We start from the raw sequence: 12,627 nt of genomic DNA on the forward strand, positions 1-12,627 counted from the left end.
ACTTTAAATTTGAATTATTCGAACATGTCAATGACAAAACGCACATTTAAAAACAATTCCGATATAACTAACGCACTTTCCCCTAACAACAGTTTCACCATTCTAAAGACTTCAATTTATTCCACTTGTAAACGCTTCCAATTGGGATAAAATCGAAGATGAGGTGCCGGACAAGCCGTTCCGGCCCATCCTATCCGTGTTAAAGGAGGCAGATGATATCGTGAAGTGGATCCACAGCAGCAAATGGTTAGCCGCATGGATTTGTATCCTATTCGCAGTGGCCAGTGCGGGTCTTCAACCCGACGCAGCCCATGCCCATACAACAGGAGTTACGCAAGCAACCTACGGGGCCGAAGTGAACCAGGCGCTGAATGGTTTGGACGTCGCCAATGCCGAACTATCCCTGAGCGCAACAGCAAGCACGGCCATTACGAACGGAACGGATTGGAAAGACACCGCAGGTAACCCCATTCAGGCGAACAGCGGTAATATCCTAAAAGTAGGTTCCACTTATTATTGGTACGGCGAGCACGCCGAAAACTGGAAATTTGAAAAAGTGAACGTGTATACCTCAACCGATTTGAAAAATTGGTCCTTCCGCAGCACTATTCTCACCAAGGATTCCGCCCCTGAGCTAAACTCGAGCAAAATCGAACGTCCCAAAGTCATCTACAACAAAACCACCGGAAAATATGTACTATGGGCGCACTATGAAAATGGCACGGACTACTCCCTAGGTCGTGTAGCCGTCGCTACCAGCGATACACCCGACGGAAACTTTGCCTACCAAGGCAGCTTCCGCCCGCTGAATTACGAGTCTCGTGATATGACGGTGTTCACGGATACTGACGGTAGCGGCTACCTTATTACAGCTTCCCGTAAAAATGGCGGCGCCAACGATACGATGGCGATCTTCAAGCTGACAGCCGATTATACAGGCGTGCAGTCGTTTGTTGGCTGGATTTTTGAAAATGGCTATCGCGAAGCTCCTGCTGTTGTGAAAAAGAACAACACCTACTACCTGTTCACCTCGCAGGCATCCGGCTGGTATCCGAATCAGGGCGCTTACGCAACCGCCAGTTCCATGACGGGAAGCTGGTCTGCTCTATCGCCCTTCGGTGATCCGGCGGCTTATGGATCGCAAATCCACTCCATCGCCACGATTACGGGTAGCGCGGGAACCAGCTACATCTATATGGGCGACCGCTGGAACCCGCTCAATCTGAGCGACCACAAATTCATCTGGTTGCCACTAACTCTGAATGACGCCAACAAAACAGCAACCCTGAACTGGTACAGTAGCTGGGATCTGGATGCTGCCACAGGCACAGTAATTCTACCGTCCCTTGTGAATCATGCACAGGGCAAAACAGCGACTGCTAGCTCAGCCGCATCCGGTTCTCCAGCTTCACTGGCGAACGATGGCAACGCCCAAACTTCGTGGAAGGCTGCTTCCGCATCCTGGCCTGCATGGTGGCAGGTCGATTTGGGCAGTACCAAGACCATCCGCGAAGTGGATATTTCATGGTTTATGTACAAAGGATCTGAAGCGTATTACAAATACAAAATTGAATACAGCATGGATGGAGTCAACTACTCCACGGTTGATCGCACAGGTAATACCACATATGGTTTTACCAGTGACAAAGTCAATTTTCAAGCTCGCTACGTGCGAATCAACCTTGTAAATGCAGTGCTATTCAATAATCCGAACAACTGGTATACCCCGACAGTGCATGAAGTCAGATTGCTTGGCCATTAACTTGCTTCATTAAAAGGAACATGGCAGGAGACCACCCACATAAGATAGGCTTCTTCTGCCATGTTTGCTTTACCATCCGTTTCGTACTCACTCGCTCAACGCATCCGATTCACTGTGGTAAACACAAATTTATCGTACCGATGCCGCGAGAACGAGTATTCAAATGGTATACCCGTATCCAGATAACCCACCTGCTCAATTTCCAAGATTGGATCATCCGCTGCGCAGTCCAAATGCTCCCGATCCAGTTCTGTCGACTTGGATGCCCGGATGGTACGGTGTGAACCGACAATATTAAGGCCCAACTCCTCCTTAATATGTTTGTACACCGAACCATACAGTACTTCCTCGGTAATACCACTGATCAGCTTCGTGGGCATGTATGTGCGCTCGATAACGTAAGGCTCACCCTCCACGACACGCAGACGGATCACATGATACACGGGAGAATTGACATCAATAAATAGATGGGTCGCTACCTCTTCAGATGGAAATTGAACGTCAAAGGCGACGATTTTATTTTTGATCTCTTTCCCGCGCAGTACGTTGGTTAACCCCAGCATTTCATTTACGACAACGTTAACAGGGCCATTGTGGACTGATTTGACGATAAAGGTTCCGTGTCCTCTTTTACGATTCAACAACCCGTCCATCACCAATGTGTCCAATGCCCGCTTAATCGTCATCCGACTTACACGAAACTCTTTTGCCAGTGAGATCTCATCGGGAATCGGATCATCACTGCTATAGGTCTTATTCATAATCCGCTCTTTGACCTCTTGTGCAATCCGCTCGTATTTGTTCATCTGTCTACCACCTGTACTAAAAATTATTTTATGTCAGCATTTTACCAAAACATCGGTAGCGCTGGTTCTTTTTGTTCTGCAGGCGGGACGTTAAGGTATTACGGTATAAGTAAGTATACCGAACATTATACTTTCTCACCAGCGGCGTACAGCACAGCTCTTTGACGATGATGAAGAAAAAAAGGCGGTCCAGAGGACCACCTTAGAATCCGTTATTCTCGATCACCTGTTTGAACCAGTGCCCACTCTGTTTAACGGATCTCTTGCCACCGTTCTGAAGATCGACAGACACAAAACCATAGCGATTCTTATAAGCATTCGTCCAGGACCAGTTGTCCATAAACGTCCATAAGTGATAGCCTTTCACATTGGAGCCTTCTGAGATGGCCCGTTGAACCCATTTTAGATGCTCGGAGATAAACTCAATACGATAGTCATCGCGAATCATACCCTGTTCATCTCTGAATTTTTCCTCACCTTGAACGCCCATTCCGTTTTCTGAAATGAAGCATTCAATGTTTCCATAATTTTGTCTGACATTGGTCAGAATGTCGTAAATGCCTTTCTCATAAATCTCCCAGCCTCGCATCTCATTCATCTTGCGACCAGGCATAGCGTAATAATCGAAGAATCTTTCCGGTACAAAAGGCGCGTCTGGATTCGGCAGACTTTCGCGAGCCTTGACTCTGCGCGGCTGGTAATAGTTAATCCCCAGCAGATCCACCGTGCCTTGACGTATAGTCTCCCGATCTGCGTCTTCCATGTTTGGTACGAATCCCTCTTGGCGTAACAACTCCACGAGCAAAGGATTAAATTCTCCCGTCACAGATGGGTCTAAGAAGGAACGGTTAAAGAACGCGTCGCATATTTCAGCAGCCTGCACGTCTGCCGGATGCTGACTACGCGGATAGCTCGGCGTCAGGTTCAAAATAATACCGATTTTACCCTTATAGCCTCCCTCTCTGTAAGCCTTAATGGCGCTCGCACTCGATAACAGGGTATGATATCCCACCTGTACAGCTTTTCCGAAATCCACTTCATTCGGATAGTGGAAATCGTACAGATAGCCGCCTTCCACCGGGACAATCGGCTCGTTATGCGTAAACCATTTGGCTACACGATCCCCGAATAGCTCAAAGCAAGTGTTAGCGTAATCCACGTAAGCCTCGACCGTCTCCCGGTTCACCCAGCCTCCTTTTTCCTGTAAAGCCATCGGCAAATCAAAATGATACAAATTCACAAACGGCTCAATACCCGCCTGATGCAACTCCTCAATGACGGAAGTATAGAATTGAACCGCCTGCTGGTTCATTGCACCTTTCCCTGCCGGAAACAGGCGTGACCAGGAAATAGAGAACCGGAAAGAGTTATGGCCAAGCTCTTTCATGAGTGCAATATCCTCTTTGTAACGGGTATAGAAACGGGACGTATCGGCAGGGCCGACCCCATCATAGAAACGGTTCGGCTCCTGCTCAAACCAATAATCCCAAATGTTCGGTCCTTTGCCGTCTCCCTCCACAGTTCCTTCTGTTTGGGTAGCCGAAGCTGAAGAACCCCACCAGAAGTCGGACGGAAAACTGTATTGAATGGTTTGCTGCTCTATATCTTTCATTTCGGTATGATTCACAGCTCTACTCCTCTCTCTTTTGCAATGAATAAGCTGCTAATCCAGCTGCTTATTCACATTACATTCCAACAGTTTGATCCTTACCTGCAATGGCTGCTTGACTAAGCTCCTCTTCCTGCTCTTTACGAACGTTCATCCGATCAATAATTTTCAGGAACGGGAACCAGATGACAAAGACGACAGCCATATTAAACAACTGCAGTATGCCTCCCATTAGAGAACCCGTAGCCATCATTCCACTAAAGAACAACGGCATCGTCCAAGGAACCTGTATCCCGTTTGGCGGCGGCACAATCCCGGTGGTCATGGCAAAGTAAGTAATCAGCGTAACGATCATTGGAGAAATAACCCATGGAACGAAAATAAGCGGATTCATCACAATCGGCAGACCGAATATGACGGGTTCGTTGACATTGAACAGACCTGGTCCAAGAGCCAGCTTACTGACCTGCTTCAATTGCTTGCTCTTCAGGAAGATCAGAATCGAAAGCACGACAGCCAGTGTCATACCTGTACCACCGATACCTACGGTATAAATATCCACAAACTGCTTGGTGATAATATGCGGCAGTTCCGCTCCTTTGGAGTATGCTTCATAGTTTTCAAGTGCCAGCGTATTCCAGATCGGCTCCATAACCGAGTTGATAATGATTTGACCATGAAGACCAAAGAACCATAAAAGCTGAACAAAGAAAATAGCAATCAATGTAGGGATAATGCCACTGCCCAAATGTACCAGCGGTGCCTGTACGGCATGATAAATCAGATCATGCAGGTTATTATGAAGGGTCAGTGTAACTACAACATTAATGATCAAAAATATGCCCAATGTAATACATGCCGGAAGCAAAGCGGCAAATGACTTGGCAACTGCCGGCGGAACGCCTGGAGGCATTTTGATAATAATGTTCCGCTGTGTCACTCTTCGGTAAATTTCAGCAGCTATAAAAGCAACGATCATGCCAAGGAACATGCCTTTGGCCCCAATCCGGTCCAACGGAATGACACCAGCAATCGTGGCACCGCTTTCTTGTGTCAGCACAAACGGGGTGAGCATCAAGAAGCTGACCAACGCGATCATGCCGCCGAATATGGGCTCGACCTTATAACTTCGGGATAAATAATAGCCGATCCCGACAACCACGAATAAGGTCATGATGTTCAGGGTCGCACTCGGCGCAATGTTCAGCAGACTGTTAAAAGTCGCATAATTACCGTCGCCCATCCAACCTTTTAGAAACGGTAGATTGATAATAACGACAATGATGGAGCCAAAAACTGTTAATGGAAATGACAGCATAAATGCATCACGCAGTACAGTAAGATAGCGGTTGTTGTTCAGTTTACCGGCAATAGGTATCAGTATCCGGCTTAATTTTTCAAACAAAGCCTATTCCTCCCCGCGAAGTGACTTGCATCAATAGGGTTGCAAGCTTTTCATGTCCTCAATTTCACATACTTATATGTTTCGTTATAAATTTCTGGATTTGAACAGCTCCAGCAATTCTAGAACCAGGTCTTTCATGGTAACCGTGGACATCAGATGATCCTCGGCATGCATCAGAAGGAGCGAGAAGGGAGTTTGGGTACCTCCCGCTTCCTTCTTAACCATTTGAAAATGGATATCATGTGCAGCACGTAAATCCTGCTTGGCTTGTTTGAGCAGTTCGTCCGCACCTTCTACATTCTCATTTCGGTATTCGGTCAGCGCCTGAATTACTTTACTGCGAGCGCTTCCACTATGAAGAATAAGTTGGAAACTAATCTGTTCTTCCGTCAGTTCAGCTATATTGACTTTATCCATTTTTGCGTTCCACCAGCTTCACGGCCTGTTCATAGGCTTTCTTACCGTCAACCATTCCGTAGGCCATCATGTCGATCACTTCTACATGAATACCATATGGGGCTGCTTCCTTCTCCAGTTGTCCTTTCAGAAAACTCATTTGTGGTCCAATCAATACCGCGTCAGCCTTAGCCATGTCTTCTGCCGCCTGATCTTGACCTACTGCCCAAATTTCAGCCTCGTCTCCAATGGACTTAGCATATTCCTGCATCTTGGTAACCAGCAAACTTGTAGACATACCTGAGCTGCACGCCAGTAAAATTTTTTTCATGATTATTCCTTCCCTTCAAGGTATTATTGGATGTTAAGTACTAGAAAACGTTTACAGCGTAATTATAAATCCAGTCTTTTCATTTGTCTATACATTTAGGTTATATGTATAGACTTTTTTTAAAATGACACGACTTCTTCACTTTTTTTCTTAAAAATGAACGTGATCTCTTATCTTTAATCTCTCAGTAATAGCTTAAAATTAGAAAAATTTAGAATATCAAGAAACATTCCTACATTTTTATCGTCTATATTATGGAAGGCCTTACGTATGAGGGTAAGATTTTCCGAAGCCCAAAGTTAAAAAATCAACTCACAAAGGAGCTTATGCATGTTAAAAAAGTTAGGATTAGCTGCATTGATTCTGGTTACTAGCCTCTCCGTTATTGGAACAGGCTGGGCCGCATCCAGCACAACAACCATTGAAGTTTCTAAAACTGCTCTGGATTACAACATTGCTCGCCCGCTGAGCGATGGTGCTTTTCATGATGGCTTATTGGCCGCTGAAACATCCGCTGGAAACCTTGTGTATTACAATACCAAAGGAGCAAAAGCTTTCTCACTTCCCGCCGAGCTTAAACCCGTTGGCGATTTTCATGAGCAGCGAGCCGTCGTCAAAAATACAAAAACGAATCTCTATGGATACATGAACACCAAAGGAACACTAGTCATCCCTTGCCAATATACCGAAGCCAATTTCTTTTCGGAAGGAAAAGCCAAGGTCACCATAGCAGACACCAAAGAAAATGCAATTATAGATCGAACGGGAAAAATCCTTTCTCATTTTAAAGAAAATGTGGATTCAGAATATATATTTACGGACGGTCTGGCTCTTGCCTACGCCCCCAACACTGGCAAGATCGGTTTTGTGAATGCTTCTGGTCAACTAGCGATTCCTTATAAATACAAATACAGTCGTGGTTTCTCGGATGGCTTGGCTATTGTTCAAAATAGCAAAGAGCTCTACGGGTATATCAATACAGCAGGGAAAGAAGTCATTCCTCTTCAATATAAATCTGGCGGAGACTTCTCGGAGGGATTGGCCCCGGTGCAAAATACCAAGGGGAAATGGGGATTCATCAATAAACAGGGGAAAGTCGTGATTCCCTTTAAATTTACGGATGCTCAGAATTTTAGTGAAGGCCTGGCGAGTGTGAAAAATGCAAAAAACGAAGTCGGATTTATTGATAAAAACGGAACGCTGGTCATTAAATATCAACTTAAATATGATGTTACCTCTCCGTTCAAAGAAGGCTTTGCTTTAGTCGGTAAACAAACACAATCATCCGTCTCAGACGGCAAATTCGGTTATATCAATCGTCAAGGGCAACTGCTGACTAAACTTGAGTACAGAGCCGAATCCTCCTCCTTCTCTAATGGCTATGCTGTTGCTTTTATCAAGCCAGGCAAAGCTTTCATTGTATCTAAACATTCCGTTTCAAAATAAAAAAGACGACCCCGGAAACAGATTGAGTGGATCTGCTTCCGGGGTCATTAAATTTCCAATATATCGAATATAATTAGTCGTGTGTGTAGAATTTCACTCCAGGCAGATCTGCTGCCACCCACGAATAGTTAATGGTGTTACTGTTATAATTCTTGGTCCCCGCCTGAGCAACCTGTACTTCTTTCAAAATCGTAATCGATGAACCCTTCGGTCTGACAACGACTACATGACCATGTCCATCCTCTTTTTTGATCCCGATCGTAGGATACCCGAGATTGGCTCTTTTTTGAGCATCCTGAAAGGTTACAGAGTACCAGCCCGGCGCTTTTTTATTCAGTAAAGCATCAGCCATTTGATTGGCTAAGCCGCTTGGCAAGGGTGCCGACATCGCAGACATCACGTCTTGAGCGAAAATATTACATTTCGTTCCACCTACTGGCGAATACTTCTTGTTCGTTTCTACCTTAAAACCGTCAATTACAGATGCGTAAGTACTTGCACTTCTAGCCATTGAAATTCCCCCTGAATATAAGTTGTAGAGGAAATGAACGGAGTCGCTTGAACATCTGAATGGCTCCACATTCAATTGATGTTGGCCTCCATTCCCTCTCAACTATTAGGGTGATTTCCGGCTTACTTTAACAACGCAATACCACGGAAAATTAACTTGGTTTTGTTAAGTTGAGAAAATAAAACGCCTTTCTCGTTAATCATCACTTAACTGAAGGCTTTCTTCACTGATTACGGTTGGAACGATAAGCTCGGGAGTAGTCGTAGTCTTAGCTTGTGTTAAATAGTCTGCTGCCCCCACCATCAGAGCGATGCCGATAAATAGCACGATCCAATTACGATTCTTTTTCATCATCTGTACCTCTCATTCTTCACTCCGCCCGTTCAGCCACTTGAACCAATGGAGCAGATGACTAAATCGGTATTCATGCTGCAAAGCATACGTCCATACTTCAGGCTCTTCACCGGGTTCCCTCCAGACGAGCATGGAAAAGTGACCCTCTTCCTCGCTTGCAACCGACAGCAGCGAAAGACGATCATCCCCGAATCGGTATGGAGCCGATTCCACCCAGTAATTCCGCATATCGCTGATCCAGCTGCGGAACTGCTCTGTACCTGCAATCCGCAGGACTTCATCAGGTAGGAGCAGATGCTCGTCGATATCCTTCCAATCCCCCGCATATCGGTACCGCGCTGCCAGCATTGGACTGAGTGGTCGGGTTTTACCGGGAGCCAACGTAGGCATATAGGCGACGGGAACGACCGGACCAATACTCTGGATAGCATAAGACTGGCATTCCTCCTCACTCATTCCGTAGGACATCGCCTCCGTGAGAAAATGGTTTCGTCTTATACCAAACTGATGCTGATACTGTGACATCTCATCCTGTAGCTCCAATACCATACCCTCCACTGTATCTGTTCCGATCATTCCCAAACACCTCTCATTCCAAAATATAGTTGTGCAATTCTCGTTGCGCTCGATACTTTGCCCAATTGAATTCAGGCCAAGCCGATTCTTCTCTCGTCATGCTCGTCAAACGGGCTTGTAAAAACTCATCCAGCGCTCCATGTTCCTTACGGCTAAAGTCAATCAGCAGCGGAATCGCGTCCGCCGATAGCTCACTCAAATATTCCTTATCTATCACCGATGTCGTGCGAAACCGTTCGAGATTATTTTCAGCAATCCGTATATCAATGCCCACATAGTTCACGACAACATAGGCGACCAGAGCGAGTACAATATAATATTTCGCCAACGGCAGTTGACGGACATGAATGCGCATTGCTGCAATAAGCAGTAGCAAGCCCAGAAAAATCATAAACGCGTGTACCAAATAGCGGGTGTACGTATAGCCGTATGCTTCTTCGTACATAACCAGCCGGGTATATCCCGAATACAGCATCACACCCGAACAACCCACGAGTATGTACAGCAGGCCGCTGTTCATTTTTTGCACTATACCTGAGCCAAATTCAGTCCACTTCAATACACTGATCATCAGCACAAAGTTGATACCTGTTACCATAACCAGCTCCCCGAATCCTCTTCTCGCATATTCGGCATACGAGGTTCCTTCGGGCAGAGCACCTTCCCATGCACCAAACAAATATCCGAACTGCAATACGACGAACACAACATACACCAAATTCATGACAATCAGAACCGTAGCGGTGATTACAGGATCAAACTTGATCGCGACCGGCTCGTGGTAAGGTACTGTTGATGACTGAGTTTCTCTCTGCGTATTACGCGGAGCAGGCTGTACAAATCCCCACAAGTAACAGAAGAAACAGAAGGTGAAAAAGCAGGTCCAGATCAGCCGCGGCAAACCACTCCCAAAGGTCAATGTGCCAATCCATTCGGGTATGCCAGATAACAACTTTTCGAACATCCCGTCTGCCGAAGCCAGCAGAGATATAATAATGAGTAGCAACGGCAAGGCAATAAGTAGACCGATTATCACTTTACCCAATACACGCTTACGCTCATCCTTTACATTCCGAAAGGCTGCCGTCTTAAACATTCGAAACGGAGTCACGATATGGCGAAAATTTTGATAAAACCAATGGCTTAGCGCCTGACCGATAATACCGACTTCCGACCAGCCATGCCTTTTTTCCCCGAACAGCAACACCATATGTACGCTAATCAGAGCAGGTATAGCCAGCGCATTTAACACATAGAAGATCGGGTTATCGAACAGCACATATGTCAGTGCCAGCATCATAATGACCACAAACAACAGACGTCCTATCCATGAAATGGGCTGGCAACGATCTCGATTAAAGGCATACATATAGGCGTAAAACCCAATAACAAAAATGGGCATAGACACGCCCAGCCCATGTCCGAAGAACAGATATTGATGAACCAGCGCCAACACAATTGCGCCAGCAAAGGCGGACAGAAACGACGTTTTCGGCAAAGACGTTCCATTCATCTTGTCATGCATGATAAATACCTCCGCAAATATGCTTTATAACCCTTATTGTAGATGATAAAATAAGAAGATAAAGAGAAATTAATTCAAACAAAATTTCCTATTTTATAAAAGTGGCTACGCTTTTAATCAAATATAGGGGAAACGGAGCAACCTTGAATGAAACTCCATGCCCAATTTTTACGACTTCACTCACACGCAGCTGACGACAAGGACGAAAACCATACTATAGAGACGACGCTGGATGAGCTGGCAGCTATTTTTGACTGTACTCACCGCAACGCCTTGATGATCATTCAGAAAATGGAGCAGCATGACTGGATACAATGGACTCCCCGCCGAGGCAGAGGCCGCCGCTCCAGTCTGCGCTTCCTTATTCAGCCGGAAGACATTGCCGTGCAATCCATGATGCAAGCCATAGACCGCCATGATATCAAACGCGCGCTGGATGAGATCCGAGTTCATTCGCGCTCCTCCACCATGCAAGAGCATTTGCAAGGCTGGCTGCTAAATTATTTTGGGCACCACGCGGAGGTGCGCAGTGATCAGCAGCAGATCGACACGCTGCGTCTGCCTATTCGCCAGCAACTTTATACGCTTGACCCGTTGTACTTGAACTGGCTTGCCGAGTCCTTCGTATCCAGCCACGTCTTTGATGGCCTGGCCCGTCGGGCGAACGAAAACGGCGAGATTTTGCCAGGATTGGCGCACGCTTGGGAGGTGGACACCACTCGTACACAGTGGACTTTTTTCCTGCGTAAAGAAGTGCTGTTTCATAACGGAAAAATACTCACCGCTGAAGACGTCGTCTATACCTTTGAGCGACTGAGTCGGGCCCCGGGAAGGAGACTTTACCATTTTATCGTCCGGCAAATTCAGCACGTTCAGGCGTTAAGTCCGACGATGGTACGCTTCGTACTAAAGGAGCCAAACGAGCTATTTCTATCCTTCCTGTGTACCAGCCGGGCTGCGATTGTGCCGCGTGAGCTTAATCAGGTGGGTGAAGCCGCCTTTGGCATCCACCCTGTCGGTACAGGGGCATTCAAAGTCACGGAAATGAACGAGAGCCTGTGTACACTGGAGGCTTTCGCACCTTATTTTCAAGGCCGGGCTCATCTGGACCGAGTGGAAATTGTCCAACTCCCGTGGGCGACTAAGCTGGAATCGTCGGATACGGAAGACACCGCTTCTTCTTTTCACATTATCCATAATCCCGTATCGGCGGGAGATACGGATACCGCATGGAGCCAGATTCACTCGGCGGCTTCGGTACGCAAATTTATCACATGTAATACACACAAAGATGGACCACTGCGCAATCCAGAAATACGTGCCCGCATTGTAGCATGTCTGGATCATCGCTCCCTTCCTCCAGCAGTAAATTCATCTAACGATTCTTATGAACCACTGGCGGCACTACAAATTGCTACCATTCCCGAGTATAAAGCGGACGCAGACCGGGTTGCGGCTCAGCTCGAATCCTGTGGGTATACCTGTAACATCGTGGCCGCATCTATGAACGAATTCAAAAGCTCATCTATCCGTATGGAGTCAGACTTAATCATCTTTTCTCTCTTTCGTGACCGTGATGAGCAATTACGCCTGTTTGACTTGTATCTCAATGTGTCTGGGCATGTGGAGCCGCATAGCCGTGTGGATATCGAAAGACTGCTGCGTGAAATTGCACGGGAAGCCGATCATACCGTCAGGGCACAGCAATTTGAACATATCGAAACTCGGCTCATGGATGAGCACCAGCTGCATATTTTATATGAAAAACCCGTTCAGACGGCCTATCTCCCTTCTGTGCGCGGCGTATCTTTTAACAGTCAGGGCTGGGTGGATCTGCGTCATGTCTGGTTTCCACCTGCTGTACCTCCATCATCCAAGCCTTGAGCCAAGCGGTCCATTCAAGCGC

12 protein-coding genes are annotated in these 12,627 nt (G+C 46.4%); 3 read left to right on the plus strand and 9 right to left on the minus strand.

The window, feature by feature from the left end; translation table 11 throughout:
- The first annotated feature begins 220 nt into the window (after positions 1-220).
- Positions 221-1,762, plus strand: a complete 1,542-nt coding sequence (locus tag MKY35_RS25320; protein ID WP_342445145.1) for a family 43 glycosylhydrolase — start codon at positions 221-223, stop codon at positions 1,760-1,762.
- Positions 1,763-1,857: 95 nt separating this feature from the next.
- Here MKY35_RS25320 and MKY35_RS25325 read toward each other — a convergent pair whose 3' ends face one another.
- From MKY35_RS25325 to MKY35_RS25345, 5 genes are all read right to left on the minus strand, one after another.
- A complete protein-coding gene (locus MKY35_RS25325; protein WP_342445146.1) occupies positions 1,858-2,568 on the minus strand; it encodes a GntR family transcriptional regulator in 711 nt (236 codons plus the stop codon).
- A 202-nt stretch (positions 2,569-2,770) separates the two neighbouring features.
- Positions 2,771-4,180 (minus strand): glycoside hydrolase family 1 protein, encoded by a 1,410-nt coding sequence (locus MKY35_RS25330; protein ID WP_342446709.1) that lies wholly within the window; start codon positions 4,178-4,180, stop codon positions 2,771-2,773.
- Between the two features lie 73 nt (positions 4,181-4,253).
- Complete coding sequence (gene celB / locus MKY35_RS25335) at positions 4,254-5,582, minus strand: PTS cellobiose transporter subunit IIC (protein WP_342445147.1); 1,329 nt, start codon at positions 5,580-5,582, stop codon at positions 4,254-4,256.
- A gap of 84 nt (positions 5,583-5,666) precedes the next feature.
- Complete coding sequence (locus MKY35_RS25340; protein ID WP_013312602.1) at positions 5,667-5,999, minus strand: PTS lactose/cellobiose transporter subunit IIA; 333 nt, start codon at positions 5,997-5,999, stop codon at positions 5,667-5,669.
- Positions 5,992-6,309 carry a PTS sugar transporter subunit IIB gene (locus tag MKY35_RS25345; protein ID WP_029518773.1) on the minus strand — a complete coding sequence of 106 codons (318 nt, stop codon included), beginning with the start codon at positions 6,307-6,309 and terminating at the stop codon, positions 5,992-5,994. Before MKY35_RS25345 ends, MKY35_RS25340 begins: the two co-directional genes overlap by 8 nt.
- A gap of 330 nt (positions 6,310-6,639) precedes the next feature.
- On the opposite strand from MKY35_RS25345, the gene MKY35_RS25350 reads away from it, so the two are divergent.
- Complete coding sequence (locus MKY35_RS25350) at positions 6,640-7,755, plus strand: WG repeat-containing protein (RefSeq protein WP_342445148.1); 1,116 nt, start codon at positions 6,640-6,642, stop codon at positions 7,753-7,755.
- A gap of 73 nt (positions 7,756-7,828) precedes the next feature.
- Here the strand turns inward: MKY35_RS25350 and MKY35_RS25355 are convergent, their stop codons facing one another.
- The 4 genes from MKY35_RS25355 to MKY35_RS25370 form a co-directional block, all read right to left on the minus strand.
- On the minus strand, positions 7,829-8,266 hold the full coding sequence (locus MKY35_RS25355) for a hypothetical protein (protein ID WP_165145680.1): 438 nt from the start codon (positions 8,264-8,266) through the stop codon (positions 7,829-7,831).
- A 195-nt stretch (positions 8,267-8,461) separates the two neighbouring features.
- Positions 8,462-8,620 carry a hypothetical protein gene (locus tag MKY35_RS25360; RefSeq protein ID WP_342427505.1) on the minus strand — a complete coding sequence of 53 codons (159 nt, stop codon included), beginning with the start codon at positions 8,618-8,620 and terminating at the stop codon, positions 8,462-8,464.
- Between the two features lie 9 nt (positions 8,621-8,629).
- The gene (locus tag MKY35_RS25365) at positions 8,630-9,196 is read right to left on the minus strand and encodes a hypothetical protein (RefSeq protein ID WP_342445149.1); all 567 of its coding nucleotides are present in this window, start codon (positions 9,194-9,196) and stop codon (positions 8,630-8,632) included.
- 13 nt (positions 9,197-9,209) lie between these two features.
- A complete protein-coding gene (locus MKY35_RS25370) occupies positions 9,210-10,721 on the minus strand; it encodes a DUF4173 domain-containing protein (protein WP_342445150.1) in 1,512 nt (503 codons plus the stop codon).
- Between the two features lie 147 nt (positions 10,722-10,868).
- Here MKY35_RS25370 and MKY35_RS25375 point away from each other — a divergent pair, with 147 nt between their 5' ends.
- On the plus strand, positions 10,869-12,605 hold the full coding sequence (locus MKY35_RS25375) for an ABC transporter substrate-binding protein (protein WP_342445151.1): 1,737 nt from the start codon (positions 10,869-10,871) through the stop codon (positions 12,603-12,605).
- The last annotated feature ends 22 nt before the right edge of the window (positions 12,606-12,627 follow it).

The organism is Paenibacillus sp. FSL L8-0638 (genome assembly GCF_038593075.1).
Lineage (GTDB): Bacteria > Bacillota > Bacilli > Paenibacillales > Paenibacillaceae > Paenibacillus > Paenibacillus polymyxa_D.

Bases quoted from the DNA above. Each gene is read 5' to 3' on its own strand.
- MKY35_RS25325 (WP_342445146.1), bottom strand. From the start codon at position 2,568: ATGAACAAATACGAGCGGATTGCACAAGAGGTCAAAGAGCGGATTATG.
- MKY35_RS25345 (WP_029518773.1), bottom strand. From the start codon at position 6,309: ATGAAAAAAATTTTACTGGCGTGCAGCTCAGGTATGTCTACAAGTTTG.
- MKY35_RS25365 (WP_342445149.1), bottom strand. From the start codon at position 9,196: ATGATCGGAACAGATACAGTGGAGGGTATGGTATTGGAGCTACAGGAT.
- MKY35_RS25355 (WP_165145680.1), bottom strand. From the start codon at position 8,266: ATGGCTAGAAGTGCAAGTACTTACGCATCTGTAATTGACGGTTTTAAG.
- MKY35_RS25375 (WP_342445151.1), top strand. From the start codon at position 10,869: ATGAAACTCCATGCCCAATTTTTACGACTTCACTCACACGCAGCTGAC.
- MKY35_RS25340 (WP_013312602.1), bottom strand. From the start codon at position 5,999: ATGGATAAAGTCAATATAGCTGAACTGACGGAAGAACAGATTAGTTTC.
- MKY35_RS25350 (WP_342445148.1), top strand. From the start codon at position 6,640: ATGTTAAAAAAGTTAGGATTAGCTGCATTGATTCTGGTTACTAGCCTC.
- MKY35_RS25360 (WP_342427505.1), bottom strand. From the start codon at position 8,620: ATGATGAAAAAGAATCGTAATTGGATCGTGCTATTTATCGGCATCGCT.
- MKY35_RS25370 (WP_342445150.1), bottom strand. From the start codon at position 10,721: ATGCATGACAAGATGAATGGAACGTCTTTGCCGAAAACGTCGTTTCTG.
- MKY35_RS25330 (WP_342446709.1), bottom strand. From the start codon at position 4,180: ATGAAAGATATAGAGCAGCAAACCATTCAATACAGTTTTCCGTCCGAC.